The 26,465-nt window shown below is 59.9% G+C and carries 26 protein-coding genes; 12 read left to right on the top strand and 14 right to left on the bottom strand.

The genetic code is table 11. The annotated features are described in order from the left end of the window. The first annotated feature begins 157 nt into the window (after positions 1 to 157). The 5 genes from hflK (ACYZT6_RS27095) (at position 158) to cfaB (ending at position 7,500) form a co-directional block, all read left to right on the top strand. Positions 158 to 2,116, top strand: a complete 1,959-nt coding sequence (gene hflK / locus ACYZT6_RS27095) for a protease modulator HflK (RefSeq protein WP_462030022.1) — start codon at positions 158 to 160, stop codon at positions 2,114 to 2,116. After that, complete coding sequence (gene hflC / locus ACYZT6_RS27090; RefSeq protein WP_462029332.1) at positions 2,113 to 3,150, top strand: protease modulator HflC; 1,038 nt, start codon at positions 2,113 to 2,115, stop codon at positions 3,148 to 3,150. Before hflK (ACYZT6_RS27095) ends, hflC begins: the two co-directional genes overlap by 4 nt. After that, the gene (gene hflK / locus ACYZT6_RS27085) at positions 3,147 to 4,205 is read left to right on the top strand and encodes a protease modulator HflK (protein ID WP_462029331.1); all 1,059 of its coding nucleotides are present in this window, start codon (positions 3,147 to 3,149) and stop codon (positions 4,203 to 4,205) included. The genes hflC and hflK (ACYZT6_RS27085) overlap by 4 nt, the downstream gene beginning before the upstream one ends. After that, positions 4,202 to 6,112, top strand: coding sequence for a cation-translocating P-type ATPase (locus ACYZT6_RS27080; protein ID WP_462029330.1), 1,911 nt, complete (start codon positions 4,202 to 4,204; stop codon positions 6,110 to 6,112). Before hflK (ACYZT6_RS27085) ends, ACYZT6_RS27080 begins: the two co-directional genes overlap by 4 nt. Positions 6,113 to 6,318: 206 nt before the next feature. Further along, a complete protein-coding gene (gene cfaB / locus ACYZT6_RS27075) occupies positions 6,319 to 7,500 on the top strand; it encodes a C17 cyclopropane fatty acid synthase CfaB (RefSeq protein ID WP_462029329.1) in 1,182 nt (393 codons plus the stop codon). Here cfaB and cls read toward each other — a convergent pair. After that, positions 7,497 to 8,936, bottom strand: a complete 1,440-nt coding sequence (gene cls / locus ACYZT6_RS27070) for a cardiolipin synthase (protein WP_462029328.1) — start codon at positions 8,934 to 8,936, stop codon at positions 7,497 to 7,499. The genes cfaB and cls overlap by 4 nt on opposite strands. 131 nt (positions 8,937 to 9,067) lie before the next feature. Here cls and ACYZT6_RS27065 point away from each other — a divergent pair, with 131 nt between their 5' ends. Further along, on the top strand, positions 9,068 to 9,589 hold the full coding sequence (locus ACYZT6_RS27065; RefSeq protein WP_462029327.1) for a DUF3617 domain-containing protein: 522 nt from the start codon (positions 9,068 to 9,070) through the stop codon (positions 9,587 to 9,589). A 73-nt stretch (positions 9,590 to 9,662) separates the two neighbouring features. Here the strand turns inward: ACYZT6_RS27065 and ACYZT6_RS27060 are convergent, their stop codons facing one another. The 7 genes from ACYZT6_RS27060 to folE2 are packed head-to-tail and all read right to left on the bottom strand — an operon-like array spanning position 9,663 to position 15,811. After that, positions 9,663 to 10,568, bottom strand: a complete 906-nt coding sequence (locus ACYZT6_RS27060) for a His/Gly/Thr/Pro-type tRNA ligase C-terminal domain-containing protein (RefSeq protein WP_462029326.1) — start codon at positions 10,566 to 10,568, stop codon at positions 9,663 to 9,665. A gap of 31 nt (positions 10,569 to 10,599) precedes the next feature. Further along, the gene (locus ACYZT6_RS27055) at positions 10,600 to 11,937 is read right to left on the bottom strand and encodes a dihydroorotase (protein WP_462029325.1); all 1,338 of its coding nucleotides are present in this window, start codon (positions 11,935 to 11,937) and stop codon (positions 10,600 to 10,602) included. Positions 11,938 to 11,939: 2 nt separating this feature from the next. Next, positions 11,940 to 12,500, bottom strand: a complete 561-nt coding sequence (locus ACYZT6_RS27050; protein WP_077748526.1) for a gamma carbonic anhydrase family protein — start codon at positions 12,498 to 12,500, stop codon at positions 11,940 to 11,942. After that, the gene (locus ACYZT6_RS27045; protein WP_462029324.1) at positions 12,497 to 13,372 is read right to left on the bottom strand and encodes a metal ABC transporter substrate-binding protein; all 876 of its coding nucleotides are present in this window, start codon (positions 13,370 to 13,372) and stop codon (positions 12,497 to 12,499) included. Before ACYZT6_RS27045 ends, ACYZT6_RS27050 begins: the two co-directional genes overlap by 4 nt. An 11-nt stretch (positions 13,373 to 13,383) precedes the next feature. Further along, complete coding sequence (locus ACYZT6_RS27040; protein ID WP_462029323.1) at positions 13,384 to 14,250, bottom strand: metal ABC transporter permease; 867 nt, start codon at positions 14,248 to 14,250, stop codon at positions 13,384 to 13,386. Beyond that, positions 14,250 to 14,918 (bottom strand): metal ABC transporter ATP-binding protein, encoded by a 669-nt coding sequence (locus tag ACYZT6_RS27035; RefSeq protein WP_462029322.1) that lies wholly within the window; start codon positions 14,916 to 14,918, stop codon positions 14,250 to 14,252. The genes ACYZT6_RS27040 and ACYZT6_RS27035 overlap by 1 nt, the downstream gene beginning before the upstream one ends. Further along, positions 14,915 to 15,811, bottom strand: a complete 897-nt coding sequence (gene folE2 / locus ACYZT6_RS27030; protein WP_462029321.1) for a GTP cyclohydrolase FolE2 — start codon at positions 15,809 to 15,811, stop codon at positions 14,915 to 14,917. Before folE2 ends, ACYZT6_RS27035 begins: the two co-directional genes overlap by 4 nt. An 85-nt stretch (positions 15,812 to 15,896) precedes the next feature. Between folE2 and ACYZT6_RS27025 the strand changes: the two genes are divergently transcribed. After that, entirely contained in the window at positions 15,897 to 17,093 is a 1,197-nt protein-coding gene (locus ACYZT6_RS27025) for an N-acetylmuramoyl-L-alanine amidase (protein ID WP_462029320.1), read from the top strand. Here the strand turns inward: ACYZT6_RS27025 and ACYZT6_RS27020 are convergent. Next, positions 17,090 to 17,467: a glutamine synthetase gene (locus ACYZT6_RS27020; protein WP_462029319.1), complete on the bottom strand. Its 378-nt coding sequence runs from the start codon at positions 17,465 to 17,467 to the stop codon at positions 17,090 to 17,092. The genes ACYZT6_RS27025 and ACYZT6_RS27020 overlap by 4 nt on opposite strands. A 143-nt stretch (positions 17,468 to 17,610) precedes the next feature. On the opposite strand from ACYZT6_RS27020, the gene zigA reads away from it, so the two are divergent. Together zigA and ACYZT6_RS27010 are read left to right on the top strand one after the other, a co-directional pair. Next, the gene (zigA, locus tag ACYZT6_RS27015; RefSeq protein WP_462029318.1) at positions 17,611 to 18,819 is read left to right on the top strand and encodes a zinc metallochaperone GTPase ZigA; all 1,209 of its coding nucleotides are present in this window, start codon (positions 17,611 to 17,613) and stop codon (positions 18,817 to 18,819) included. Further along, positions 18,819 to 19,469 (top strand): DUF1826 domain-containing protein, encoded by a 651-nt coding sequence (locus ACYZT6_RS27010; RefSeq protein WP_462029317.1) that lies wholly within the window; start codon positions 18,819 to 18,821, stop codon positions 19,467 to 19,469. Before zigA ends, ACYZT6_RS27010 begins: the two co-directional genes overlap by 1 nt. On the opposite strand, the gene ACYZT6_RS27005 is transcribed toward ACYZT6_RS27010, so the two are convergent. Next, positions 19,466 to 19,822 (bottom strand): NADH:ubiquinone oxidoreductase, encoded by a 357-nt coding sequence (locus ACYZT6_RS27005; protein ID WP_462029316.1) that lies wholly within the window; start codon positions 19,820 to 19,822, stop codon positions 19,466 to 19,468. The two genes, ACYZT6_RS27010 and ACYZT6_RS27005, sit on opposite strands and share 4 nt — an antisense overlap. A gap of 27 nt (positions 19,823 to 19,849) precedes the next feature. Here ACYZT6_RS27005 and ACYZT6_RS27000 point away from each other — a divergent pair, with 27 nt between their 5' ends. After that, positions 19,850 to 20,815 carry a CobW family GTP-binding protein gene (locus ACYZT6_RS27000; protein ID WP_462029315.1) on the top strand — a complete coding sequence of 322 codons (966 nt, stop codon included), beginning with the start codon at positions 19,850 to 19,852 and terminating at the stop codon, positions 20,813 to 20,815. Here ACYZT6_RS27000 and ACYZT6_RS26995 read toward each other — a convergent pair. Continuing rightward, the gene (locus ACYZT6_RS26995; protein ID WP_462029314.1) at positions 20,812 to 21,225 is read right to left on the bottom strand and encodes a DUF3301 domain-containing protein; all 414 of its coding nucleotides are present in this window, start codon (positions 21,223 to 21,225) and stop codon (positions 20,812 to 20,814) included. The genes ACYZT6_RS27000 and ACYZT6_RS26995 overlap by 4 nt on opposite strands. Positions 21,226 to 21,345: 120 nt before the next feature. On the opposite strand from ACYZT6_RS26995, the gene pdxY reads away from it, so the two are divergent. Then, positions 21,346 to 22,218 (top strand): pyridoxal kinase PdxY, encoded by an 873-nt coding sequence (gene pdxY, locus ACYZT6_RS26990; RefSeq protein WP_461956386.1) that lies wholly within the window; start codon positions 21,346 to 21,348, stop codon positions 22,216 to 22,218. A gap of 118 nt (positions 22,219 to 22,336) precedes the next feature. On the opposite strand, the gene ACYZT6_RS26985 is transcribed toward pdxY, so the two are convergent. Next, on the bottom strand, positions 22,337 to 22,819 hold the full coding sequence (locus tag ACYZT6_RS26985) for an acyl-CoA thioesterase (protein ID WP_438659653.1): 483 nt from the start codon (positions 22,817 to 22,819) through the stop codon (positions 22,337 to 22,339). 204 nt (positions 22,820 to 23,023) lie between these two features. Here ACYZT6_RS26985 and ACYZT6_RS26980 point away from each other — a divergent pair, with 204 nt between their 5' ends. Beyond that, entirely contained in the window at positions 23,024 to 24,787 is a 1,764-nt protein-coding gene (locus tag ACYZT6_RS26980; RefSeq protein ID WP_462029313.1) for a cation:proton antiporter, read from the top strand. 21 nt (positions 24,788 to 24,808) lie between these two features. Here ACYZT6_RS26980 and ACYZT6_RS26975 read toward each other — a convergent pair whose 3' ends face one another. Further along, complete coding sequence (locus ACYZT6_RS26975) at positions 24,809 to 25,216, bottom strand: SMI1/KNR4 family protein (protein ID WP_007943369.1); 408 nt, start codon at positions 25,214 to 25,216, stop codon at positions 24,809 to 24,811. Between the two features lie 136 nt (positions 25,217 to 25,352). Beyond that, positions 25,353 to 26,228, bottom strand: coding sequence for a Tim44 domain-containing protein (locus tag ACYZT6_RS26970; RefSeq protein WP_462029312.1), 876 nt, complete (start codon positions 26,226 to 26,228; stop codon positions 25,353 to 25,355). Positions 26,229 to 26,465 lie beyond the last annotated feature (237 nt).

Below are 26,465 nucleotides of genomic sequence, written 5' to 3'. Positions count from 1 at the left end.
ACGGACGTAATATGTGCGTTCCGGGCTATTTCGGTCAAGGCTTCAGCAAGGCGACAGGTTGAGCGTCTTTAGATAGAACGAATTAGTACAAAAATTTCACCGCTTTCGTTATATCGTAACGAACTTCGATGTGGCCAATGATAAGCACTGGGGTGGTATGCAAGTCGATCTCGAAGTCGATGAAACACAGGTAGCAGGGCTGCCGCGCTTTCAGCAGGCGGTCTTTCAAGGGCGGCGATTGCGGCAGTTCGCCATCGGCCTGGGCGCCTTGGCGGCGCTCGGTTTGCTGCTGGCGTTTTTCGTGGGGCTGTTTGCACCGCTGTCGCTGTGGGCTCCGTTGCTGGTCAGTCAGAGCGCCGGTTTGCTGGTGCTGATTGCCGGTCTGCAATCGGCGTGGTGGGTCACTCAGTGGCGCGCACGGGCGATGAGTCCGACGCTGCCGGTGGTGGTAACAGAAGAAGCCGTTGCTCCTGAAGGCTGGTATGAGCGCCTGCTGGAACGACTCAGTCAGCGCTGGGTGCGCATGCTCGGGCAGATCGGCACGTCGACCTTGTGGCTCGCTGGTTGGGCGCTGTTGACGATCTTCAGCATCAGTCAGTTCTGGAACCTCGCGTTGCCGCCCGCTGCGTTGGGCCTGTCGGCGAGCGTCGGCGCCGCGTTGTCGTTATTGCTGGCCTTCGGTTTGCTGGTACTTGAGCGTCAACTCGCCCAGGAAAACGTCGCCCAATGGCCAGAGGCGGGGCAGTTGGCGCAACTGAGCCGGGTGGCGATCATTTGCCTGGTGTTAAGCGCTTTGTGTCTGTTGTTCAGCAGCGAAGCATCGGTCTGGCCGGCGCGGTTGGCAGTGCTGATCGGCTTGCTACCGGGGCTGGTCGCGGTCGAGTTGCTGTTGCGCGCCGTGCTGTCGCTGTTCAGTCCTCGCCGTGAACAACTTGAACCGACGTTGCTGGCACGCAGCTTCGTCGCCGACATGCTGCGCTGGCCGCCACAACCGTTGCTGGCATTGCAGCATGAACTGCATAACCGCTTCGGCATCGACTTGCGGCAAATTTGGGCTTTCACCTATATGCGCCGGGCATTTTTGCCGGTGATGGCGGTGGTGGCGATTGTTGGGTGGTCGCTCACCGGCATTCACGAAATACCGCTGCAAGGGCGGGGCATCTACGAGCGTTTCGGCAAACCGGTGGAAGTGTTCGGTCCGGGTTTGCACGCCGGTTTGCCGTGGCCGTTGGGTCGGGTGTTGAGCGTTGAAAACGGCGTGGTTCACGAGTTGGCGACCAGCGTTGGCGAAACGTCGGCGCCGGTTGTGTTGGAGCCTGCGGAAGGCCCGGCACCGGCAATTGCCAATCGCTTATGGGACGCCAGCCATGTGAACGATAAATCCCAGGTCATCGCCAGCAGCCGTGCCGAAAAACAGAGCTTTCAGATCGTCAACATGGACGTGCGTTTTGTCTATCGCATCGGCCTGACCGATCAAGCGGCGTTGGCCGCGACGTACAACAGCGCCGATGTACCGACGCTGATTCGCAGCACCGCCAGCCGGATTCTGGTTCACGACTTTGCTTCGCGAACCCTCGATGGTTTGCTGGGCGAAGACAGGGTAGGGCTGGCCGAAGAGATCGGCCGCGCCGTTCAATCTGATCTGCAGAAACTCGACAGCGGCGTTGAGATTCTCGCCACGGTGGTTGAGGCGATTCACCCGCCGGCCGGTGCGGCCAATGCTTATCACGGTGTTCAGGCGGCGCAGATTGGTGCCCAGGCATTGATCTCACGCGAGCGCGGTGCGGCAGCGGAGGCGACCAATCAGGCGCAGTTGCAGGCCAGCATCGCTCGCGATCAAGCGACAGCCAGTGCGCATGAAATCAACTCCACCGCCCAAGCGGCGGATCTGAAATTCACAGCCGAACAAAAAGCGTATGCCAGTGCCGGCCAGGCGTTCGTGCTGGAACAGTATTTCAGCCAACTGACCCAAGGCCTGGCCAACGCCAAACTGCTGGTCCTCGATCATCGACTGGGTGGCAGCAACAATGCACCGACCATCGACCTACGTACTTTCACGCTGCCGGCCGATCCTGCGTCGCCGCGCAATAGCGCTCAGCCAGGAGCTGCCAATTGAGCCAGTCGCACACTCACGATCACGATGACCACGCCGGCCACGATCACGGCCATGGCGGACATCACCACGGTCACCACCATCATCACGGTGATCCCCAAGAAGCCGGCCCGTTCCCGTGGCGGCGCATGGGCTGGGCGGCGTTGCTCGTGGCATTCGCCATCGCGGCAGCGAGTCTGGTTCAAGTGCGCTCGGGGGAGGCCACGGTGATCACTCGCTTCGGCAATCCGTCGCGGGTGTTGCTGGAGCCGGGCCTTGGCTGGCGTTGGCCGGCACCGTTTGAGGCGGCCATTCCTGTCGATTTGCGGCTGCGCACCACCTCCAGCGGTTTGCAGGATGTGGGGACGCGCGACGGTTTGCGCATCATTGTTCAGGCGTATGTGGCGTGGCAGGTGCAGGGCGATCCGGACAACGTGCAGCGCTTTATGCGAGCCGTGCAGAATCAGCCGGACGAAGCGGCGCGGCAGATTCGTACGTTTGTGGGCTCTGCACTGGAAACCACGGCGAGCAGTTTCGATCTGGCAAACCTGGTGAACACCGACGCCAGTCAGGTCCACATTGCCGACTTCGAAGCGCAGCTGCGTAAGCAGATCGATCAGCAGTTGCTGACCACGTATGGCGTTCGAGTGCTGCAAGTGGGTATCGAGCGTTTGACCCTGCCGTCGGTGACGCTCACCGCCACCGTCGACCGCATGCGCGCCGAGCGTGAAACAATTGCCACGGAACGCACCGCCATCGGCAAGCGAGAAGCTGCGCAAATCCGCTCGGCTGCCGAACGTGATGCGCGCATCGTGCAAGCCGATGCGACGGTGAAAGCCGCTGACATCGAAGCCCAATCACGGGTCGAAGCTGCGCAGATTTATGGCCGTGCCTACGCCGGTTCACCGCAGCTCTACAACTTGCTGCGCTCCCTCGATACCTTGGGCACGATCGTCACCCCGGGCACCAAACTGATATTGCGCACCGATGCCGCGCCTTTCCGGGTGTTGGTGGATGGTCCGCCGACCCTCGATAACAAGTCCGGGTCGCAGCCATGAATTTAGTTCCACGTGGAACACATGAGTTAAGTAGCCCTTGGATTCAGGCCGGGCGATTGGCGTTTCTGGCGCTGTATGCGGTGACAGTTCTCGCCGCGTTGGCCTGGGCATTCTCCAATGTGCGGCAGATTGATCCACAGAATCGTGCGGTGGTTTTGCATTTTGGCGCTTTGGATCGCATCCAGAATGCCGGGTTGCTGCTGGCTTGGCCGCGTCCTTTTGAACAGGTGATTTTGTTGCCCGCAGCCGACCGGGTGATCGAGCGTCGGGTCGAAAACCTGCTTCGCAGCGACGCCGCATCGCAGGCTGATCGGTTGGCCTCTTTCGCTACACCGCTGAGCGATGCGCTTGCGGGGTCGGGTTATTTGCTGACCGGTGATGCAGGTGTGGTGCAGCTGGATGTGCGGGTTTTCTACAAGGTCACCGAGCCCTACGCGTTCGTGCTCCAAGGTGAACATGTGCTGCCGGCACTCGATCGGTTGGTCACTCGCAGCGCTGTTGCCCTGACTGCTGCGCGAGACCTGGACACCATTCTGGTGGCGCGACCCGAGCTGATCGGCACCGACAATCAGGCGGCCGAACGCCGCGAACGCCTGCGGGGTGATTTGGTGCAAGGCATCAATCAGCGTCTGGCAGAGCTGACCGCGACGGGGCAGGGACTGGGTATCGAAGTGTCGCGAGTCGACGTGCAATCGAGCCTGCCCGGCCCAGCGGTGAATGCGTTCAATGCGGTATTAACCGCCAGCCAACAAGCCGATAAAGCCGTCGCCAATGCGCGCACCGAGGCCGAGAAACTGACCCAGGCGGCCAATGAAAAAGGTGACCGAACGCTGCAAGTCGCCCATGCCCAGGCGAGCGAACGGCTGGCCAAAGCCTCGGCCGATACCGCCACAGTGTTGAGCTTGGCCAAGGCGCAACAACAGGGCACCGACCCGCAAATGTTGCTGCGCATTTACCGCGAACGGATGCCGAAGATTCTCGGCCAGGCCGGCTCGGTGACGACGGTCAACCCGAAAGACGATTCCCGCCTGATCATTCAGGGAGCAGCACAATGACCGCCCACACCGCCGCCGCACCGAGCCTGTTGTCCTCGGCTGAACAACGCAGCGCTGCACGCCAATTGACCCTGGCCATGCTCGCACTGGGCTTGCTCAGCCTCGGTTTGGTCTGGCGCTGGCTGTCGCCGGAGCAGACCGGCGTCAGTCAATTGCTGTTGGGTTTTGCTTCGTTACTGGTGGCCGTGCCGGTGATGCGTTCGGCGTGGTACAGCCTGCGTTATCCGAGCCTGCACGGGATCACCGATCAGCTGATCGCCCTCGCCATGCTCGGCGCCTGGGCCACGGGCGATCTGCTGACCGCCGCGCTGCTGCCGATCATCATGATCTTCGGCCACGTATTGGAAGAGCGCAGTGTGATCGGTTCCCAGGAAGCGATTCGTGCCCTCGGCAAACTGACACGCAGTCACGCGCGCAAGGTTGAGGCTGACGGAGCCATCGTCGAAGTCGACAACGGCACACTCAAGCCCGGCGACATTGTGGAAGTGCGTGCGGGTGATCGGGTGCCGGCCGATGGTCGGGTGTTGTCCGGTCAGGCGAGCCTCGACACGGCGTCGATTACCGGCGAGTCGGTGCCGATCGAGGCCGGCGTCGGCATGCAGGTGTTTGGCGGGGCAATCAACCTCGACGGTCTGCTGCGCATCGAAGTGACGCGCACCGGCAACGAATCGACCCTCGGTAAAGTCATTGCCCTGATGCAAAGCGCCGAGCGCTCCAAGCCGCCGATTACGCGTTTGCTCGAACGCTACGCCGGCAGCTACATGGTGCTGGTGTTGCTGTTGGCCGCGGTGACCTGGTTCGTCACCAACGATGCTCAGGCAATGCTCGCGGTGTTGGTGGCGGCGTGTCCTTGCGCGTTGGTGTTATCGGCTCCGGCCACGGCGATTGCCGGCGTGGCGGTGGCGGCGCGGCACGGGATTCTGATCCGCAGTTCGGCGTTTCTTGAAGAGCTGGCGGACCTGACTTCGCTGGTGGTCGACAAGACCGGAACCCTGACGTTTGGCACCTTGCGGTTGCAGTCCATCGACAGCCCGCTGGAGGACCGCAGCCACGTACTCAAACTCGCCGCCAGCCTCGGCTCGGCCAGCAGTCATCCGGTCAGCCGTGCGCTCGCCGGGTTGGTCCCGCAGGAACATTTTCTGCTGCTCTCGGACATCCGTGAACGCCAGGGTCTGGGCGTGGTGGCGATGACGGAGCAGGGCGAGGCAGCGCTCGGTCGTCCGGAATTGTTCGCGCAACTGGGCATCGCCACTTCGGCCGTTCCCGAACACGATGGCCCGATTGCCGGGCTTGCACTCAACGGTGAATTCCTTGCCTGGCTCTTGCTGGCCGACAGCGTCAAACCTGAGGCGCGTTTTGCCTTGAGCGAATTACGTGAGCTGGGTTTGGGTCGCCAGTTGCTGCTCACTGGAGATCGGCAAAGCGTGGCGCACACGCTGGCGCGCGATGTCGGTATCAGTGATGTTGAGGCGCAGGCCTTGCCTGAGGACAAACTCAATCGCGTACTGGCGGAAATCGGCAACGGGTTCCGGCCGATGGTGGTGGGGGATGGCATCAACGATTCGCTGGCACTCAAGGCCGGCGTGGTGGGTGTGGCCATGGGCGCGGGAGGTGCGGACATCGCATTGGCGTCGGCGGACATTGTGCTGATTGGCAGCGACCTGCGTCGTCTTGGAACCTGTGTACGGTTGAGTCGCCAATGCCGGCAGACCTTGCAGGTCAACGTGATCATCGGCCTGGGCTGGACCCTCGCGATTGTTGCCTTCGCCGCATTCGGCTGGCTCGGCGCTGCGGGGGCGATGATTGCGGCGTTGCTGCATAACCTCAGTACGTTGCTGGTGCTCGGAAACGCGGGGCGTCTGCTGCGTTTTCAGGAGCCATTATTGAAAATCAAAGACGAGGCTTGAAAGGCTCTAAACCAAGGAGATGAAGGCAACACTAACTTTTTAGAACTGCACTTCAAGTTCGTAGTCATCTAGGGTAAGGACCATCGCCCCCGACGGCTGGTTACGGCGCCGCGAGTTATACAAAAACGCTATTAAATCGATAGCCAGCTATTTTTCAAGGATGGTCTACCCTCAAATCAGACGTCTGAAACAAGGGGTGATTCTCTATGCTCGCGCAACTTCCACCGGCCTTACAGAATCTGCAGTTACCGTTACGCCTGCGACTCTGGGACGGCCATGAATTCAATCTGGGGCCGACGCCCAGCGTCACTATTGTGGTCAAGGACCCACAAATGGTTTCCCAGTTCACCCATCCAAGCCTGGACGCGCTTGGAGCGGCGTTCGTCGAAGGTAAACTTGAGCTCGAAGGTTCCATCAGCGACGTGATACGTATCTGTGATGAGTGGAGCCAGAAATTGCTCGGTGACCAAGACAGTCAGCCAGTGCGCACCGCCCATGACAAGGAAACCGACGCGAAGGCGATTTCCTACCACTACGACCTTTCCAATGCGTTTTACCAGCTGTGGCTCGACAGTGACATGGCGTACTCTTGCGCCTATTTCGAGACCGGCAGCGAAACGCTGGAGCAAGCCCAACAAGCCAAATTCCGCCACCTGTGTCGCAAACTGCGGCTGCAACCGGGTGAATACCTGCTCGATGTTGGTTGCGGTTGGGGTGGGCTGGCCCGGTTTGCGGCGCGTGAGTTCGGCGCGAAAGTATTCGGAATTACCCTGAGTAAAGCGCAACTGGATTTGGCCCGTGAAAGGGTCAGCGCCGAAGGCCTGGACGACTTGGTCGAACTGCAACTGCTCGACTACCGCGATCTGCCTCAGGACGGGCGCTTCGACAAAGTGGTCAGCGTCGGCATGTTCGAACACGTTGGCCACGCCAACCTGGCCGAGTACTGCAAAACGTTGTTCGGCGCGGTGAAAGAGGGCGGCCTGGTGATGAACCACGGCATTACCGCCAAACACACTGATGGCCGTCCAGTGGGACGCGGTGTCGGTGATTTCATCGAGAAGTATGTGTTCCCCAACGGCGAGTTGCCGCACCTGTCGATGATCTCCGCCGAGATCAGCGAAGCCGGGCTGGAGATCGTCGACGTCGAGAGTCTGCGCCTGCACTACGCACGTACCCTGGATCATTGGAGCGAACGCCTGGAGGACAATCTGGAAGCGGCTTCCAGACTGGTTCCGGAACAGGCGCTGCGGATCTGGCGGTTGTACCTGGCAGGATGCGCTTATGCGTTCGCCAGAGGCTGGATCAATCTGCACCAGATCCTGGCGGTGAAAGCCCACGCCGATGGCAGCCATGAACTGCCATGGACCCGAGACGACATCTACCTTTAGAGAATCGGTGAGATAAGCCGGGCGATCCGCATGCCGACCTGTTGCAGGCGGCGGGTCTCCCGGCTTTCTTCTTTGGCGATCTCGTGGGCCTGGGCGAAGTCATCGTTGAGCATTTGTTCCACCTCGGCGGCAAACGTGCTGTCGACGGTCAGCAACATCACTTCGAAATTGAGCCGGAACGAACGGTTATCCATATTGGCGCTGCCGATGGCGCTGATTTCGCTGTCCACCAACACCACTTTCTGATGCAGGAACCCCGGCTGGTACCGAAACACTCGCACGCCTGCGCGTACGGCTTCGAAGGCATAGAGGCTCGAGGCGGCGTAGACGATTCGGTGGTCCGGTCGTGAGGGCAGCAGCAGCCGCACATCAACGCCGCGCAGCACCGCCAGTCTCAACGCCGCAAACACTGCTTCGTCGGGGATGAAGTAGGGGCTGGTGATCCAAACCCGCTCTATCGCCGCATGGATGGCTTCAACGAAGAACAATGAACAGGTTTCGTAGGAATCGGCCGGGCCGCTGGCGAGTAATTGGCAGAGCACACCGTCGTCCGGATACACGTCCGGCAGGATCAGCGGTGGCAATGATCGCGCTGCCCAGAACCAGTCTTCGGCAAACGATTCCTGCATGCAGGCAACCACCGGCCCGCGCACACAGACGTGGGTGTCGCGCCAGGGCGCCAACGGTGGTTTCTCGCCCATGTATTCGTCGCCGACGTTATGCCCGCCGACGAAGCCCAGAATACCGTCGACCACGACGATCTTGCGGTGATTGCGGAAGTTGACCTGGAAGCGGTTGAGCCAGCCGCTGCGGGTGGCGAAGGCTTTGACCTCGACGCCGGCATCACGCAACGGTTGCACGTAACTGTGGGGCAGGGAATGGCTGCCGATGCGGTCGTACAGCAAGTGGATCGCCACGCCTTCGGCGGCTTTTTTCAGCAGCAGGCTTTGCAGGCGTTGGCCGAGACGGTCGTCGTGGATGATGAAAAATTGAATCAGCACCGCTTCCTTCGCGCTGGCAATGGCTTCGAAAATCGCATCGAAGGTGGCTTGGCCGTTGATCAGCAAGCTCACTTCATTGTTTGCCAGGCACGGCATGCGCCCCAGTTTCGGCATCGCCCTCAGGGACGCGTAAGCGTTGGAGGCGCGTGCGGTTAGTGCCTCTTCTACCCAAGGGCGCCAGTTAAGCTCGGAGATTGCCTTGCGCATCTCTTCGTTGGCCTGGCGCCGCGCGTTGATGTAACCATCGAAAGTGCTGCGGCCGAAGACCAGGTAGGGAATAAGCGTGAGGTAAGGCATGAAAATCAACGAGAGGGCCCAGGCGATGGATCCCTGGGCGGTGCGGACGGTGAGCACGGCGTGGATGGCAGCGATCAGGCCCAGCGTATGAAGCAGTGCGATGGTGTAGCCGAAAATGTGCGGTCCAAAGTAATCCATGGGGCAGCCTTGCTCCTGAAGATTCAATGCTTAACAGACCATGTTCCGTGCAGAATGTCGCTATTTAATTGGCCCATGAACTGAAGCCAATGGCTGACGTCTAACGGCCACTACTGATCAGGAGTTACTCGATGAACGTTCGTCTGCTGGGTTTGGCCGTGGCTTTTGGTTTAGCACTTCCTGTGGCCGCTCAGGCACAGATGCTGCAGCCGGGTTTGTGGGAATTGACCACCAGCAACATGAAGGTCGATGACCAGAACCTGCCGGACTTGCAGTTGATCCTTGGCCAGTTACAGGGCCAGATGACCCCGCAACAGCGTGCACAGCTGGAGAAGCAGGGCATCACCATGGGCGGAAAGGGGATTCGGGCGTGCCTGACTCCGGAACAAGTGAAGTCAGACAATATTCCGCTGACGGATCCGCAATCGGGCTGCAAACAGGAAATCACTGACCGTAGCGGTAATCAGTGGAAATTCCGTTTCAGCTGTCCGAAAGCGCAGGGTGCGGGTGTCGCCACCTTCCTCAGTGATCGTGAGTTCACCACCAAGGTCAACGGCACGTTCAACGCGACCGGCATTCAGCAGAAGGGTAGCCTCGATACCCGCGCCGTTTGGTTGGGGCAGGATTGCGGGACCGTTAAACCAAGAGCCTAAGAGCTTCGCGGAGCCTCGCTCCTACAGGGTTTACGCCGCCCTGTAGGAGCGAGGCTTGCTCGCGAAGGCGTCGTCAAACACCCGCAACACCTATCGACCTTAACCAGGCACACACCGCATCAACGTCCATCCTGCCGAAGTCCTCCCCGGTGCGGCTCCGCACACTGACAAACCCACCCGCTTTTTCTTTCTCACCGATCACCACCAGATACGGCACTTGCTGACTGTGCTCGCGGATCTTGTGTCGGACTTTCTCGTTGCGCAGATCCGCGCGTGCGCGCACGCCACTTCGGCGCAACGCTTCGGTCACCGATTGTGCGTAATCCGCCTGACGATCGTCCATGCTGACGATGATCACGTGCGGCGGTGCCCGCCAGTCTTCCAATTCCTGTTGGCAGGACCAGCACGTGCCATAGATCCGCTGTGGCGCGGTGCCGCTGATGTGATCGAGCGCGAACGCCTGCAACACTCGGGTAGCGGGAACATGCGGGCCCGCTGACACACACTCGAAGTCACCCATAAGGTAGGGCAATAACTTCTCCCCGGGCGTCGATGCGGATAACGGTTTGCGGCGCCGAATCGAATGATTGGTCGCCGCCAGGGTCTTCATGCGCGCTTCGATGGCAGCAAGGTCGACCAGGTTTAAAAGACGCTCAAACGCAAACTCATAAAAGAAGCCATCACCCAGCGCCGATCCGGTCTGCAATTGCGCTTTTGGATAGAGTTGTTTAAGGGCCACCGCCAGCATCAATGCGCAGGAGCGTCGCAAGATCTCCAGCCCATCGGGCTCTTGAGGCGTAACGATGTTGACGCGGGCGTCGGCCTCGATCATGAACTCACAGTCCACCAGGATTCCGTCCACCCGGCCGGCCACGGCTGCTTTGGCCAGCCCGGCGCCGATGCTCGCGGCGAACTCAAACACCGACAACGGTTGGTCGTATTCACGCAATGAACCATCGCTCAGGGTGATGTGAATCATGTCGGTGCTCTCGAGTGCTTATAAACGCGCGTTAGCGCATAAACCGTAGGGGTAAACCTTGGCAGTTGTCATTAAGACGTTTGTCGTGCCAGGCAATTTGCCCCGATACGATCGTGGTGCTGACGCTGTGGCGAAAACGCTGTCGGGCAAAGGGCGTCCAGCCGCATTGCGACAAGACCGGCTCCCTGGAAACGGCAACGCCATCCGGTTCGGGTTTGATCAGAACGAGATCGGCCCAGTAGCCTTCGCGCAGATAACCGCGGTCGGGAATAGCGAACAGATCAGCCACGCGGTGACTGGTCTTGGCCACGAGGGTAGTTATCGGCAGCACTTCATCAAGCACGAGTTCCAGCAGCGCGGGTAGGGCGTGTTGCACCAATGGCAAACCGGAAGGGGCCTGGTGGTAGGGCCGTTGTTTTTCCGCCCAGGTGTGCGGCGCGTGATCGCTGCCGATAACGTCCAGTCGATTACTCAGCAACGCATGACGCAAGGCATCACGATCAGCCTGGCTCTTGATCGCCGGATTGCACTTGATCAGGTTCCCGAGGCTCGGATAGTCGCGATCATCGAACAGCAAATGATGCAGGCAGACTTCAGCGCTAATGCGTTTCTGGGCCAGCGGTTTGTCTTCGAACAGCGCCAGTTCCCGCGCGGTGGTCAAATGCAAAACATGCAGTCGGGTGCCGTGCCGCTTGGCCAGGTCCACGGCCATTGAGGAGGAGCGAAAGCACGCTTCAGCGTCGCGAATCTGCGGGTGCACGGCGGCGGGAATGTGTTCCCCAAAACGCTCAAGCACCTTCGCGGCATTGGCTTCGATGCTCGGCGTGTGTTCGCAATGGGCCAGCAGAATGGTCGGCACCTCGGCGAACAATCGTTCAAGTGTCTGCGGATCGTCCACCAGCATGTTGCCGGTCGAGGCGCCCATGAATACTTTCACGCCGGCCACTTCGCAGGGATTGAGCGCCGCGACGGTGTCGAGGTTGTCGTTGCTCACGCCGAAGTGAAAACCGTAATTGGCGACGGAGTTGATCGCCGCCCGATGCTTTTTATCAGCGAGTGCCGCGAGGGTCAGGGTTGCCGGGTTTGTGTTGGGCATGTCCATGAAACTGGTGATGCCGCCGGCGACGGCGGCCCGCGACTCGGTATAGAAGCTGCCTTTTTCCGGCGCTCCGGGATCTCGGAAATGCACTTGGTCGTCGATCATGCCGGGCAGTAGCCACTGCCCTTGTGCGTCGATTTCGACGTCGGCATTTTCCCCGTCGATGCTGCTGGCTATCTTCACGATCCTGCCGTTGCTCACCAGCAGATCGCCCTCGAATTCCCGACCTTCATTCACCAATCTGGCATTGCGAATCAGCACGCTGTTCATGGTCAAAACTCGTTCTGCAGGGCTTTGTAGCCGCGCACCAGATCGACGTTGGTACGCGCCACGTCCTCGGAAAATTCCGAGGCACTGACGCTAACCGGTGGGAACTGCGAGAGGTCGGTGTTGGGGCCGATGCGGGTGGTGGAGGGCACGTAAAAATCTTCGGGCAAGTCGCGACCGTCGACCACCGAGTTGTGCCGCACCACACAGCCATCGCCGACCGCGCAGTTGAACAACACGCTGTTGAAACCGATGAACACCCGGTCGCCAACCGTGCACGGGCCATGAACGATGGAGCGGTGAGCGATCGAACTGAACTCGCCGATGGTCACCGCCGCGCCGGACTTGGAGTGGATCACCACGCCATCCTGAATGTTCGAATTGGCGCCGATGGTGATCGGCTCCATCTCGCCGGACGCATCCACTTCGTCAGCCCGAATGACTGCGTAGGGACCGACGAATACGTTTTCGCCAATCACCACTTTGCCGCAGATAATTGCGGTTTTATCCACGTACGCGGACTCCGCAATCAGTGGCAAATCACCTGATGGATTTTTGCGGATCATGGCTTGCTCAACGCGTCGTAGAGGGTGTTGAGGTTGTATTCAAACAAACCGGCAAAGGTGCTCGCCGGACCGCGTGCGGCCAGTGCATCGGAGTACAGCGTGCCGCCGATGTGAGCGCCGCTTTCGTCGGCAATCTGCTTGAGCAAACGGGCATCCTTGATGTTTTCCATGAACACCGCTTTGACCTTGGCCTGGCGAATCTGGGTAATCAGCGCGGCGACTTCGGCGGCTGAAGGTTCGCGTTCAGTGGACAGGCCTTGCGGCGCCATGAAGTCGATGCCGTAGGCCTGGCCCAGATAACCGAACGCATCATGGGAGGTGACGATCTTGCGGTTGCCCGGCGGCAGCGAACCGAGCTTGGCCTTTGCTTCGGCAAGCAGTGCGTAGATCTGTTTCAGGTAGGCCTGACTGTTGCGTTCGTAGTCGGCTTTATTCGCCGGGTCGGCGGCGATCAGCGCCTTGGTGATGTTGCTGATATACAGCTCGGTGTTGGCCAGGTTGTGCCAGGCGTGAGGGTCGGGCACGGTCTCGCCGTGTTCATCCAGGGAGCGCGGAATGACGCCGCGACTCGCGCTGATGACCGGGGCTTTGGTCTCGGTGCTGGTCACCAGGCGGTCCAGCCAGGGTTCGAAACCCAAACCGTTTTTGATGATGAGTCTGGCCTTGAGTAAGGCTTTGGCATCGTCCGGGGTTGGCTCGTACGTGTGGGCATCGGCGTCGGGACCGACCATGTTGGTGATCTGGATATGCTCGCCGCCAACCTGATGGGTCATGTCGGCGAGGATGCTGAAACTGGTGACCACCTGAAGTTTTTCCGCAGCGGACAGCGACATCGACAGCATCAAACTGAACAGCACGAGTAAAGCGCGCATCGAAAAACACCTCATTGGGATGTGAGCAAAGGCGGGCGGCGCAGCAAGCCGTGCACCGGACCGAACACCACTGACAGCAAATAGAATCCGCCCGCCACCAGCACGATCGCCGGCCCGCTTGGCAGCGAGTAGTAGAACGACAGCAACAAACCGAGCCACACCGATAGGCAGCCGAGCAGGGCGGCGATCGAAATCAACATGGGCAAGCGGCGACTCCAGAAGCGCGACGCGGCAGCGGGCAACATCATCAAACCGACCACCATCAATGCACCGATGGCCTGGAAGCCGATCACCAGGTTTAGTACCACCAGGGTCAGAAAGACGCCGTGTGCCAACGGACCGAGGCGGCTGACGGTTTGTAGAAAAAGCGGGTCGAGGGTGTCCAGCAACAACGGTTTGTAGATGAGCGCCATGGCGATCAGGCTGAACCCGGAGACCCACAGCATGCCTGTCAGCGTCGGCCCATCGACTGCCAGTGCCGAGCCGAACAACAGATGAAGCAGGTCCAGACGTTTGCCGGCGATGCCGAGAATCAGCACGCCGCTGGCGAGGGAAATCGGGTAGATCGCGGCGAGGCTTGCGTCTTCGCGCAACCCCGTCCGACGGGTGATCCACGCCGCGAGTCCGGCCATGCTCAGACCTGCGCCGAGTCCGCCGACCGTCAGTGCCGGCAGACTCAAACCAGCGAACCAGAACCCGAGCGCTGCGCCAGGCAGGATGCCGTGAGCCACCGCATCGCCGATCAGGCTCATGCGCCGAAGGATCAGAAACACGCCCAGCGGAGCCGTGCTGCACGCCAGGACCAATCCGCCAAGGAGTGCCCGGCGCATGAACACGAACTCGTGGAAGGGTTGCCAAAGATGAGCGGCTGCGAGCATCAAGCCACCTGCGTTTGCGGTTGTTGGTGGATCAGTTCGGTACTGGGTCCGAGGACGCATCCGCTGCTTTTGATCAGCAAGCTTTGAGGAATGTGTTGGCGAACAGCGGCCAGGTCATGACACACGACCACCAGAGTTCGACCTTCAGCGTGCCAGGCGTGGAGGTGTTTCCAGAGCAGAGCCTGACCGAGTTCATCGAGCGCGGCGTGGGGTTCGTCGAGCAACAGCAACGGCGCTTCGGCGAGACTCAGGCGGGCGAGCAGGGCGCGCTGCAATTCGCCGCCGGAGAGGGCCATCAACGGGCGCTGTTCCAAACCCGTGAGGCACCAGTTTTCCAGCACGGCTTTGAGGCGTTGGCTGCGTAGCTCTGGTGATTGTTTGCTGCCCCAGAAACCGGCAGCCACTAAATCCTGGAGGCTGATGGGGAATTGCCGGTCCAGATGTTGCTGCTGGGGAAGAAAGGAAAGCGAGCCCTTGCGTGGAACATCGAGGATGACTTTTCCGGTCAGTGGCTTTTGCAGCCCTGCGATGACTTTCAGCAGACTGCTTTTGCCCGAGCCATTGGCCCCGATCACGGCAGTCAGACTGCCTTTGGCTAATTCGAAATCCACGGGCGGCGTGAGCGGTTGCCCGGGTGCGCCCCAGCGCAAAGCGTGGCATCGGATCATGCATCCACCCAGTTCCATCGGCTCTCGGCGACGGCATCGTGGGCATGGAGGCTTTCGGCGTGGACGACGCGTATGTGGAAGGCGTTGATACCGGGCGAGCGTTTGAGGGCCAGATTCAAGCGGCGGGCGGCGTCCTCGCAGAACATCAAATTTTGACCATTGGCCAGGGCGAAGGCTTGTTCATCGGCGCGCTTTACAGCGGTTTGCACGGCGGTCCCCAGTGCCGCTTCGGCGTCATTGATGAACGCAATCAGCGGCAGGTCGTCCAGATAATCGTCCAGCCTTAACTTTAAAAGCGCGTTGCTGCGTTGGCTGTGAGGTGTCGCAACGATGCCTTTTGTAGAGCCAAGCCACGCCAATACATCGGCGTGTTGCAGGGACTTGTTGGCGAAGTCGTCGATGAATTGTTGCTGAATCAACTGCCGGGAAAGTGCTGCTGAACATGGGCAAGTTGAGGAATAAGGAACGTTGATTTTTAGTTCCACGTGGAACATCGCGTTTTTCAAACGCGCTTCGATGCTCACTGGATAGGTTTTCCAGCCCGCCAATGGGCTGATCAGCGCCGGCCTTTTGAGCAGTAAATCTGCACTAATTTTTAAGTAGGCGTTGTGGGACAGTCCTTCATGACTGTCGAGAAAACTTTGCAAAACTCGCCGCAACAGAGCGGGTGTCAGGTTTTCTCGCTCCAGCATTTCCAGCGCCAAATACAGCCGGGACATGTGAATGCCGCGTGCTTCTCCATCATCGAGGCTCACTCCTGCGTCAGCTTTTGCGCTCAGCCTTTGACCATCGAATAAAACAGGAAGAGCAATGCCGCACATGCCCACCCATTCGAGTGGCAGGGCTTGGCGTGAAGCCTGCGCGGCGATATCCGGCAGAGTCAGCGCATTCATGAGCAGGTCCATCGTGGGAGTTGATATCGCATGTTATGTTATTACATTAAAATCGACTACGCCTTTTTCACGAGCGGCTTTCAAAATGCACAGACGTCACTTGCTCAACTGGTTGCTGGCCAGCGCGGCCTTCGCGTTACCCTTTGGTGTTTCGGCTACGCAGATTCGCAACGCGCGGCTCTGGCGTTCGGATGACAAGCTACGTCTGGTGTTCGATTTGAGCGGGCCGGTGCAGTACAAGACCTTTTCACTGAGCACTCCCGAGCGGCTGATCATCGATCTGAGTGGTGCCAGCCTCAGCGGCGACTTCAGTCAGCTGGCGCTCGGCAATACGGTCATCCGTTCGATCCGCTCCGGGCATTTTGGCCAGGGCGATACGCGAATCGTCCTCGACCTCAGCGCGCCGGTGCAGCTCAACAGCTTTCTCTTGCCGCCGCAGGATGGCCAAGGCGATCGGCTGGTGCTCGATCTGAAGTCGGCAGCGCCTTTGCACATCGCAGTGGCGCCCGAGGCGAGCGTCCACAAGGCTCACCCCAAGCGCGATATCATCGTGGTGGTCGACCCGGGGCATGGCGGCAAAGACCCCGGCGCGGTGGGCGCCAAAGGGGCGCGAGAGAAAGACGTCGTTCTGTCGATCGCTCAGCTTTTGGCCAGGCGACTGAAACGTGAGAAGGGCTTCGACGTGAAACTGGTGCGCAACGACGACTTCTTCGTTCCGCTACGCAAACGTGTCGAGATTGCCCGCAAGCACAACGCCGATATGTTTATCTCAGTGCATGCAGACGCGGCGCCGCGTCTCACCGCTTCAGGCGCGTCGGTGTATTGCTTGTCTGAGGGAGGCGCCACCTCCGCCACGGCGCGTTTCATGGCGCAACGTGAGAACGGTGCGGACCTGCTAGGCGCCACCAGTTTGCTCAACCTCAAGGACAAGGACCCGATGCTCGCCGGGGTGATTCTCGACATGTCGATGAACGCCACCATCGCCGCGAGCTTGCAGTTGGGCAGCACCGTCCTCGGCAGTTTGGCGGATATCACCACGCTGCATCAGAAACGCGTGGAACAAGCGGCATTTGCGGTGCTGAAGTCGCCGGACGTACCGTCGATCCTGGTGGAAACCGGCTTCATGTCCAACGTCCGCGACAGCCAGCGGCTGGTGACCGCACGCCATCAGCAGGCTGTGGCTGACGGATTGTTCGACGGATTGCAGCGCTATTTTCAGAAGAATCCGCCGCTCAACAGTTACATCGCCTGGCAACAGCAGCAGAAAAAAGCGCAGGCCTAGCAGCCGGCAATCCGGCTGCAGGTGAATTTGGCGCTGCTGCCGCCGGAACTGGAGAATCGGTTGATCGTGGTCCAGCCAACCCGACGGTTGTAACCAACCCAAGCCTCGCCGTCAGAGGCGATTCCAGTGAAGAAGGTGAGTTGTCCGTAGCGGCTGTTGGTCTGCGCCCAATAGCGCTTGCCCGCCATTTCGAAACCGCGCAAATAAATTGTACTGCCGACGGTGTTGACGCTATAGGCATTGCCGTCGGCATCCGCGCAGGCGAGCAGATTGGCGCTTCGGGTGCATTTGGCCAAGGTCGGGATTTGCGCCCAGGCGTCTACGGCGATTAACAGCGAAAAGCTCATCAGCGCTGATTTCAGGGCAATACGCATGCGATTTCTCACGGACCGGAGGGGTTTCAGCATCTAGCCCTTTGCTGCCGTGGACAAGAGCGGGCTGGCTTGATTGCATCGTTATACTATAACATTGAAATCAGCCCGGCACTGCGATCGGGCATCTCTGTGAGGAATTCCTGATGCCCAATCGTCTCCCCGTGACCGTCCTGTCGGGCTTTCTCGGTGCCGGTAAAAGCACGCTGCTCAACTACGTGTTGCGTAACCGCGAGAATCTCCGTGTCGCGGTAATCGTCAACGATATGAGCGAGATCAACATTGATGGCAGCGAAGTCCAGCGCGATGTCAGCCTGAACCGCGCCGAGGAAAAACTCGTGGAGATGAGCAATGGCTGCATTTGCTGCACCTTGCGCGAAGACCTGCTCGAAGAAGTCAGCAAACTCGCCAGAGATGGGCGTTTCGATTACCTGTTGATCGAATCCACCGGCATTTCCGAGCCATTACCCGTGGCGGAAACCTTCACCTTCCGTGATGAAGAAGGGCAGAGCCTGGCCGACATCGCGCGGCTCGACACCATGGTCACGGTGGTCGATGGCATGAACTTCCTGCTCGATTATCAGGCCGCTGAAAGCCTCGCTTCCCGTGGTGAAACACTGGGTGAGGAGGACGAACGCTCGATCACCGACCTGTTGATCGAGCAGATCGAATTTGCCGACGTGATCCTTATCAGCAAGATTGATTTGATCAGCAGCCGTGAGCGTCAGGAGCTGATCGCGATCCTTGAGCGCCTCAACGCACAGGCGGAAATCATTCCGATGGTCATGGGCGAAGTCCCCTTGCAGAAAATCCTCAACACCGGTCGTTTCGACTTTGAAAAGGCTGCTCAGGCGCCGGGCTGGTTGCAGGAGTTACGTGGTGAACACGTGCCGGAAACCGAGGAATACGGCATCGCCTCGACGGCCTACCGAGCCCGCCGACCGTTTCACCCGCAGCGTTTTTTCAGCTTCATCGATCGGCCATGGGTGAACGGCAAACTGCTGCGCTCCAAAGGTTTTTTCTGGCTGGCCAGCAAGCACATGGACGCTGGTAGCTGGTCCCAGGCCGGCGGCTTGATGCGCCACGGTTTCGCCGGGCGCTGGTGGCGCTTCGTGCCGAAAACCCAGTGGCCACAGGACGAAGAAAGCACGGCCGGAATCATGGAAAACTGGACTGCTGCCACCGGCGATTGCCGTCAGGAACTGGTGTTCATCGGGCAGAACATCGACTTTGCGCAACTCACCGCCGAACTCGACAATTGCCTGCTGACCGATGATGAAATGGCCTTGGGTGCCGAGGGCTGGCGCTTGCTGACAGATCCGTTCGGCCCTTGGCACGAAGAGGTCGCCGCCTGATGTTGGCGCCCCGTCTGAAGCGCCAGCCGATCGTTCATCAGGTTCTAGGTGAAACGCCGCAAACCCTGACTCGAATTCTCGATGACGGGGTAAACCTCGCCGTCTGGCAGCGCCAGCTCCCGGCGCACATTGATGATTTCGGGCGCTTGCTGCTGTCCCTGAACGAACCGCTGGCCGAGTCGCTGGTCCTGGAGTTGCCCAGCGATGACGCCGAACCCAATCTGCATGGATTGGCCCCAGGATTCAGCGATCTCGAAGGGTATGCCGGTTTTATTGCCGATGTGTCCTGGCTGGTCAGCGCCTTCGCCTGTCTGTTGGGCGCCAAGCGCATCGGCCTGCGTGTGCGGGTTCTGGACAAGGCCATGTGCCCACGCTTTCATGTCGATCATGTGCCGGTGCGGTTGATCACTACGTATTCCGGCATCGGCAGTCAGTGGTTGAAAGAAGGGATGATGGATCGCCTGCAACTGGGCAGTCCTGCGGCCGAACCCACAGAAAATTCGCTGATCGGGCAAGTCACCAGCGGCGAAGTGGCGCTGCTCAAAGGCGAGAAATGGCACGGCAACGAAGGTTTCGGCCTGATCCACCGTTCGCCGCAACCCGCGCCGGGCGAGCGCCGTTTGATTCTGACCCTGGATTGGCTGGGTTAAGGCTTGAGCCAGTTGCCCTGACTCTGGCCTTCGCAAAACGGCTTCAGATACGCTGCATCGGTCGCCACGCCGTAATAGTGAATATCCTGCCGGTAAGGCATATTGGCGACTTGGGCGTTGCTGCACACACCGAACGCGCCGGTGGGACATTGGTCGACGTATTGCACCTCGACGTTCTGCCCGGGTAGGTTCGGTTGGCAGAAGCCGTCGGCGAAGAGCTTTTCCGGGATGTTGCGGTTCTGCTGGCAGACTTTCACGTCGAGTCGCTCGGCCGTGCTATGTACCACGCAAGCCTGAGCCAGAGCCTCGCCGGAACACAGCGCCAAGAGCAATGACAATCCCATCAACCGCATCCATTACCTCCTCAGAAAACATCGACCATGTTGCAGAACATTCCCACTCACGTCATTGCCGGCCCATTGGGCGCGGGCAAGACCAGTTTGATCAAGCACCTGCTGGCGCAACGGCCCGCGAACGAACGCTGGGCCGTGCTGATCAACGAGTTCGGCCAGATCGGCCTCGATGCAGCGCTGCTGACCCAGGACGCCGATGGTATCGCACTGGGGGAAGTGGCCGGGGGCTGTTTGTGTTGCGTGAATGGTGCGCCGTTTCAGATCGGCCTCGGGCGGTTGCTGCGCAAGGCGCGGCCGGATCGGCTGTTCATCGAACCTTCCGGATTGGGCCACCCGGCGCAGTTGCTCAGGCAATTGAGTGAGGCACCGTGGCAAGGTGTACTGGCGGTACAGCCTTGTGTGCTGGTTTTGGATGCCCAGGCACTCGTCGCTGGAAAGCCACTGCCGGAGGCGCAACAGGAGGCGTTGAGCAGTGCTGGTTTGTTGGTGCTGAACAAGGCGGAAGGTCTCGACGTCAATGAACGCCAGCGAATCGCTGCGCAGTTGCCATCTCGTCCCTTGTACTGGACGCAGCAAGCGCTCTTGCCGTTGAACAAATTACCGGGGCTTGGCGCTCGGGCTGCGGCGGGTGTGGATAACTTCATCGTGCCCAAGGGATTGGCGCAGATGCCGGCCATCTGGACCGATCCTGCGTTGCCGATTTGTTTGAGTCAGGCACAGGAGGGTGGCTGGAGCATCGGCTGGCGTTGGCATCCGACTCAGACCTTCGATGTGGCACGCGTTGGCCAGTGGCTTGAAAGCATTGCCTGGCGGCGGGCGAAGCTGGTTATCCACAGCGTCGACGGTTGGGTGTCGGCGAATGCGCTGGATAACTCGAAACTGGAATGGCAGCCCAGCGAATGGTGCCAGGATTCGCGGATCGAGTTGATATTCAGTGAGGCGCAGGATGTTGAATTACTGCAAGGAGCGTTGGACGACTGCCGGTCGGGTTAAGGACGCCACTTTGTGTGTTCTTGCCGCCACTGACTCAGTTCGATCACTTCTGCGCGAGGCTTGACCACGTCGCCCACTGCAGGCGTGTCGTCAAACGGCATCGGGTAGGGTGCCAGCTCGATCTGCGCACTGTGGGCGCCGAACTGAGTGATGGTGCCGTTGTGCCGAGTTTCGCCGGTCACGGTGAACTCGAAGTTATACACGCGCGCCAGGCGCCGCCGGTCGTTGGCGTCTTTGATGAACGCGATCTTTTTCAACGCCACGTTGCCGTCCAGCAGCTCGATCCCGAGCTTGGTGCAATGCAGCTTGACCCGCTCCAGTGCGCGCTCGCGCAAGCCGTGGTTGTGCCACAGCCACGCGCCGCCCGTGGCGAGCAGCATCAGCACGAAGATATTTCCGAGGGTCAGCATCAACAGGTTGCTCCAACAAGATAGTGCCAGCTTAACTGTGTCGCCGGTCTGTCGTACAGGCCGTGTTTAGTCGCATACTGCGCGGCTCGAATTTCAATCGTTTGACGGAAAACACACCGCATGAAACGTACGCCCCATCTGCTCGCCATTCAGTCCCACGTGGTGTTCGGCCACGCTGGCAACAGCGCCGCGGTTTTCCCGATGCAGCGGGTCGGGGTGAATGTCTGGCCGCTCAACACCGTGCAGTTCTCCAATCACACGCAGTACGGCCAGTGGACCGGCGAAGTGTTGGCTCCGCACCAGATTCCCGAGTTGGTCGAAGGGATCGCGGCGATAGGCGAGTTGGGCAACTGCGATGCGGTGCTGTCCGGTTACCTCGGCAGTGCGGCGCAGGGCCGGGCGATCCTGACCGGCGTGGCGCGGATCAAGTCGATGAACCCCAAGGCGCTGTACTTGTGCGACCCGGTGATGGGCCATCCGGAGAAGGGTTGCAGCGTACCCGCCGAAGTCAGCGATTTCCTGCTGGAAGAGGCGGCCTCGGTGGCGGACTTCATGTGCCCGAACCAACTGGAGCTGGACAGCTTCTCGGGGCGCAAGCCGCAGTCACTGTTCGATTGCCTGGCGATGGCCCGAGCGTTGCTGGCTCGCGGGCCGAAGGCGGTGCTGGTCAAACATCTGGCTTATCCCGGTAAACCGGCGGATGGCTTCGAGATGTTGCTGGTGACGGCTGAAGGTAGCTGGCACCTGCGTCGGCCGCTGCTGGCGTTTCCGCGTCAGCCGGTGGGCGTTGGCGACCTGACGTCGGGGCTGTTTCTGGCGCGTGTGCTGTTGGGCGACAGCCTGCTGGCGGCCTTCGAGTTCACGGCGGCGGCGGTGCATGAAGTGCTGCTGGAAACCCAGGCGTGTGCCAGCTATGAGCTGGAACTGGTGCGGGCTCAGGACCGGATTGCGCATCCGCGGGTGAAGTTCGAAGCGACTGCGATCAGCCTCTGAATCTACGGTGAGCCCAATCGCGAGCAGGCTCGCTCCCACAATTGAAATACGTTCCAATGTGGGAGCGAGCCTGCTCGCGATGGCTATCTAAAGCACACCATCAAACAGACTGTGCTGCTCAGGCATCACCCTTGATTTCCTGATACCGCTTCTCCAGCTCCTGACGAATCTGCCGACGCTGCTGGGCCTGGATGAAGCGGCGCTTGTCTTCGCTGTTCTGCGGTTGCAACGGCGGTACGACAGCCGGCTTACGGGCGTCGTCCACCGCCACCATGGTGAAGAAGCAGCTGTTGGTGTGGCGCACCGAGCGCTCACGGATGTTCTCGGTCACCACCTTGATGCCCACCTCCATGGAAGTGTTGCCGGTGTAGTTGACCGAGGCCAGGAAGGTCACCAGCTCGCCGACATGAATCGGCTCGCGGAAAATCACCTGGTCCACCGACAGGGTCACCACGTAGCGGCCGGCGTAACGGCTGGCGCAGGCGTAGGCCACTTCGTCGAGGTATTTGAGCAGGGTACCGCCGTGAACATTGCCAGAGAAGTTGGCCATGTCGGGGGTCATCAATACCGTCATCGACAGCTGGGCGTTTCCGGGTTCCATAGCGTTCTCACGGGTCAAGGCAGAATGTCGGAAGGGCGGCACCTCTGCGGGTGCCTGGTCGGTATTTTTCAAACCACAGTTATCGGGACGCCGGGCGGATGGTCGCCGTCACGCCGGATCGATCTGTTTCCATATATTGCACCGTCTTTCTGGCGGAAGTCGCGGTGTTAACCTCCGAAAGTCCACCTTAAGGAGCCCCACACCATGCATGCCATCAGTTTTATTCAGGACCTGGCAGTGATCATGCTGGTCGCAGGTGTGGTGACCGTGCTCTTCCACCGCTTCAAGCAGCCGGTGGTGCTGGGTTATATCGTCGCCGGGTTCATCATCGGCCCGCACACGCCGCCGTTCAGCCTGATCCACGACGAAGAAACCATCAAGACGCTCGCAGAACTGGGGGTGATTTTCCTGATGTTCTGCCTGGGCCTCGAGTTCAGCCTTCGCAAGCTGTTCAAGGTCGGAGCAACAGCATTTATCGCGGCGTTCCTGGAAATCGTGCTGATGATCTGGATCGGCTACGAAATCGGCCAATGGTTCGACTGGAACACCATGGATTCATTGTTCCTCGGCGCGATCCTGGCGATTTCCTCGACCACCATCATCGTCAAGGCGCTCAACGACCTGAAGATGAAGAATGAGCGCTTTGCCCAGCTGATCTTCGGTGTGCTGATCGTCGAGGACATCCTGGGTATCGGCATCATTGCCTTGCTGTCGAGCATCGCGGTGAGCGGCACCGTCAGTTCCGGCGAAGTTTTTTCCACGGTGGGCAAGCTTTCGCTGTTCATGGTCGTTGCGCTGGTCATTGGCATCTTGCTGGTGCCGCGTTTACTGGCTTACGTGGCGAAGTTCGAGAGCAACGAGATGCTGCTGATCACCGTGCTGGGCCTGTGTTTCGGCTTCTGTCTGCTGGTGGTCAAGCTCGAATACAGCATGGTCCTGGGTGCGTTCCTGATTGGAGCGATCATGGCCGAGTCGCGGCAATTACTGAAGATCGAGCGCCTGATCGAGCCGGTTCGCGACCTGTTCAGTGCAATCTTCTTTGTGGCCATCGGCTTGATGCTCGATCCAATGATCCTGCTGCAGTACGCGTGGCCGATCGCGGTAATCAGCGTGGCTGTTGTGCTCGGCAAAATGTTTTCCTGCGGTCTCGGGGCCTTTATCGCCGGCAATGACGGACGCACCTCACTGCGCGTGGGGATGGGGCTTTCGCAGATTGGCGAATTCTCCTTCATCATCGCTGCGCTGGGCATGACGCTGCAGGTCACCAGCAACTTCCTTTACCCGGTCGCCGTGGCAGTCTCGGTGATTACCACGTTGCTGACGCCGTATCTGATCCGCGCGGCTGATCCGCTGTCGATCAAGCTTGCCGCAGTGATGCCGCAGCGGCTGGCTCGAGTGTTGGGGATGTACGGCGAGTGGCTGCGCAGCATCCAGCCTCAGGGCGAGGGCGCATTGCTGGCGTCGATGATCCGGAAGATTCTGTTGCAGGTCGGGGTCAATCTGGCGTTGGTGATTGCGATCTTCTTTTCCGGCGCCTACTTCGCCAAACGAATGTCCGTTTACCTGGAAGACTGGATCAGCGATCCGAGCTGGCAGAAAGCACTGATCTGGGGTGGGGCGTTGCTGTTGTCGCTGCCGTTCCTGATCGCCGCCTATCGCAAGCTCAAGGCGCTGTCGATGCTGTTGGCGGAGATGGGCGTGAAGCCCGAGATGGCGGGGCGCCACACGCAGCGAGTACGCCGGGTGATCGCCGAAGTGATCCCGATCCTCTCGCTGCTGGTGATCTTCCTGCTGCTGGCAGCCTTGTCGGCCAGTATCTTGCCGACCAACAAGTTGCTGGTACTGATCGCCGTGGTCGCCGCCACGGTGGCGGCACTGCTCTGGCGCTGGTTCATCCGCGTGCACACGCGGATGCAGGTGGCCTTGCTCGAAACCCTGGACAACCACAAAGAAACGTCCGGGCATTGACCACGCGGCGCGTCAGACGGCTCAGCTTTCCAGCCAGACGTCCCGCGCCCAATGCCACACCGATTCCCAGGTTTCTTCGGCAATCAGTTCTTCTTCGGCCTGCCATAGCACCACGGTGCCATCTTCTTCGACGAGGTAGTAATCGTCACCGTCCTGGCAGATCGGGATCATGCTGCGGTCGACGCCAGCGTCCCAGGCGTTGGCAGCAACGTCCGGCAGGTAGGTGTGAGATTGCGGGTCGGTGACGGTCACCGGCTCCAGGCTGCCGTAGACGACGTCACTGACGGTCAGCAAAAACTCTCTGAAGACGAAGGGAATGTCGATGAACAGTTGTTCCTCGATTTCCACGATCTGGTCTTCGTCAGGCAACTCCAAGGGGACCGGTACCGGTTCGTTGGCTTCACGCAGTTGTTCGATGATTTCTTCCACGTCCGGGATCCTCTTGCTTGATGGCGCGGTTTAGTTGGGGCGGTTTATACAGTAGCTCGCTATAGATGCAACTGCGAAATAGAAAAACCCCGGCCAGGCCGGGGTTTTCATTACAGCATGCGTAACGCAGAGGGGATCAGCCGTTCTGGCGTATACCGGCCACCAGCCAAGGCTGGTTTTCGCCCTGCGGACGTTCCATGTTCCAGCTTTCGCTGAACACTTCGCCCTGGTCGAAACGCGAAGTCTTCGACACGCCGCTGAAGGTCAGGGTGGCGATGGTCTTGTCGGCACGATCATCCACGCCGTCCAGTTGTACATTGAGGTTATCAATGTAGGTGGACTGGAAAGCCTCGCCCAGGTCGGCACGTTCGCGTTTGAGGAACTCCAGCAGTTGCGGGGTCACGAACTCGGCGATCTTGTCCATTTCGTTGGCGTCCCAGTGTTGCTGCAGGGACTGGAAGTGGTTGCGGGCCGCTTCAACGAAGTTCTGTTCATTGAACCAGGCCGGAGCGTTGATCACCGGACGAGCGGCAGCAGGTGCTGCCGAGCCACCGAAGATCGAACCCATGGCTGTTGGCTTCTGCTCGAACACTTCACGCTGCATCGGCGCGCCGGCTGGAGCCATATGCTCCTGCTGCTTGCGACGACGAGCGGCGATGAAGCGGAAGACCAGGAAGGCAATGACCGCCATGATCAGAATGTCGAAGATCTGCATGCCCTGGAAGCCGTCGCCCATGAACATGGAAGCCAGCAGGCCGCCGGCAGCGATACCGGCCAGAGGGCCGAGCCAGCGCGAAGCACCACCGGCCTTGGCGGCAGCGCCAGCGGCACCGGCCGCACCCGCAGTGGCAGCAGCGCCACCAGCGGCAGAAGAAGGAGCCATTTGGCTGGTCTGATGAGTCGGCGCAGCGCCGGAGCTCTTGCCGCCACCAAATCGCTTGGCGGCATTGGCGTCGAGGCTCATCGTCAGGCCAATGCACAACGCCATGGCGATGCTAAGAAAACGTTTCATAAAGGGAATTCCCATTTGTGGAAGGCACGCGCGCCATGTTGCACAGCTGAAGTGTTACTGGCTAGCGGCAGAGTGTTTCGGGCTTTTGCCTGACAGGTTGCGTTCAGCTTCAGTCAGCGCAATAAGGCCTGTTAACTTTGGTCTGTAGGACGAGTGGATAAGTTCTGTAGGAAGGGTGTCCGGTCGGACGAACCCTGTGGGAGCGAGCCTGCTCGCGATGGGGATAACGCGGTCATC

The organism is Pseudomonas sp. RT6P73, from assembly GCF_054897715.1.
Note: the sequence above shows the minus strand (reverse complement) of the source record. Positions and strands in the feature narration are given on the sequence as shown.

Excerpts from the sequence above, each read along its gene's own strand:
- folE2 (WP_462029321.1), bottom strand. The coding sequence starts at position 15,811 with ATGAATGCGCTGACTCTGCCGGATATCGCCGCGCAGGCTTCACGCCAA.
- cls (WP_462029328.1), bottom strand. The coding sequence starts at position 8,936 with ATGGATTACTTTGGACCGCACATTTTCGGCTACACCATCGCACTGCTT.
- ACYZT6_RS27040 (WP_462029323.1), bottom strand. The coding sequence starts at position 14,250 with ATGCTCGCAGCCGCTCATCTTTGGCAACCCTTCCACGAGTTCGTGTTC.
- ACYZT6_RS27060 (WP_462029326.1), bottom strand. The coding sequence starts at position 10,568 with ATGATTCACATCACCCTGAGCGATGGTTCATTGCGTGAATACGACCAA.
- cfaB (WP_462029329.1), top strand. The coding sequence starts at position 6,319 with ATGCTCGCGCAACTTCCACCGGCCTTACAGAATCTGCAGTTACCGTTA.
- ACYZT6_RS26995 (WP_462029314.1), bottom strand. The coding sequence starts at position 21,225 with ATGCTGACCCTCGGAAATATCTTCGTGCTGATGCTGCTCGCCACGGGC.
- ACYZT6_RS27000 (WP_462029315.1), top strand. The coding sequence starts at position 19,850 with ATGTTGCAGAACATTCCCACTCACGTCATTGCCGGCCCATTGGGCGCG.
- hflK (WP_462030022.1), top strand. The coding sequence starts at position 158 with ATGCAAGTCGATCTCGAAGTCGATGAAACACAGGTAGCAGGGCTGCCG.
- ACYZT6_RS27065 (WP_462029327.1), top strand. The coding sequence starts at position 9,068 with ATGAACGTTCGTCTGCTGGGTTTGGCCGTGGCTTTTGGTTTAGCACTT.
- zigA (WP_462029318.1), top strand. The coding sequence starts at position 17,611 with ATGCCCAATCGTCTCCCCGTGACCGTCCTGTCGGGCTTTCTCGGTGCC.
- hflK (WP_462029331.1), top strand. The coding sequence starts at position 3,147 with ATGAATTTAGTTCCACGTGGAACACATGAGTTAAGTAGCCCTTGGATT.
- ACYZT6_RS26980 (WP_462029313.1), top strand. The coding sequence starts at position 23,024 with ATGCATGCCATCAGTTTTATTCAGGACCTGGCAGTGATCATGCTGGTC.
- ACYZT6_RS27050 (WP_077748526.1), bottom strand. The coding sequence starts at position 12,500 with ATGATCCGCAAAAATCCATCAGGTGATTTGCCACTGATTGCGGAGTCC.
- ACYZT6_RS27080 (WP_462029330.1), top strand. The coding sequence starts at position 4,202 with ATGACCGCCCACACCGCCGCCGCACCGAGCCTGTTGTCCTCGGCTGAA.
- ACYZT6_RS27055 (WP_462029325.1), bottom strand. The coding sequence starts at position 11,937 with ATGAACAGCGTGCTGATTCGCAATGCCAGATTGGTGAATGAAGGTCGG.
- ACYZT6_RS27020 (WP_462029319.1), bottom strand. The coding sequence starts at position 17,467 with ATGCGTATTGCCCTGAAATCAGCGCTGATGAGCTTTTCGCTGTTAATC.
- ACYZT6_RS27025 (WP_462029320.1), top strand. The coding sequence starts at position 15,897 with ATGCACAGACGTCACTTGCTCAACTGGTTGCTGGCCAGCGCGGCCTTC.
- ACYZT6_RS26970 (WP_462029312.1), bottom strand. The coding sequence starts at position 26,228 with ATGAAACGTTTTCTTAGCATCGCCATGGCGTTGTGCATTGGCCTGACG.
- ACYZT6_RS27045 (WP_462029324.1), bottom strand. The coding sequence starts at position 13,372 with ATGCGCGCTTTACTCGTGCTGTTCAGTTTGATGCTGTCGATGTCGCTG.
- ACYZT6_RS26985 (WP_438659653.1), bottom strand. The coding sequence starts at position 22,819 with ATGGAACCCGGAAACGCCCAGCTGTCGATGACGGTATTGATGACCCCC.
- ACYZT6_RS27010 (WP_462029317.1), top strand. The coding sequence starts at position 18,819 with ATGTTGGCGCCCCGTCTGAAGCGCCAGCCGATCGTTCATCAGGTTCTA.
- pdxY (WP_461956386.1), top strand. The coding sequence starts at position 21,346 with ATGAAACGTACGCCCCATCTGCTCGCCATTCAGTCCCACGTGGTGTTC.
- ACYZT6_RS27035 (WP_462029322.1), bottom strand. The coding sequence starts at position 14,918 with ATGATCCGATGCCACGCTTTGCGCTGGGGCGCACCCGGGCAACCGCTC.
- ACYZT6_RS27005 (WP_462029316.1), bottom strand. The coding sequence starts at position 19,822 with ATGCGGTTGATGGGATTGTCATTGCTCTTGGCGCTGTGTTCCGGCGAG.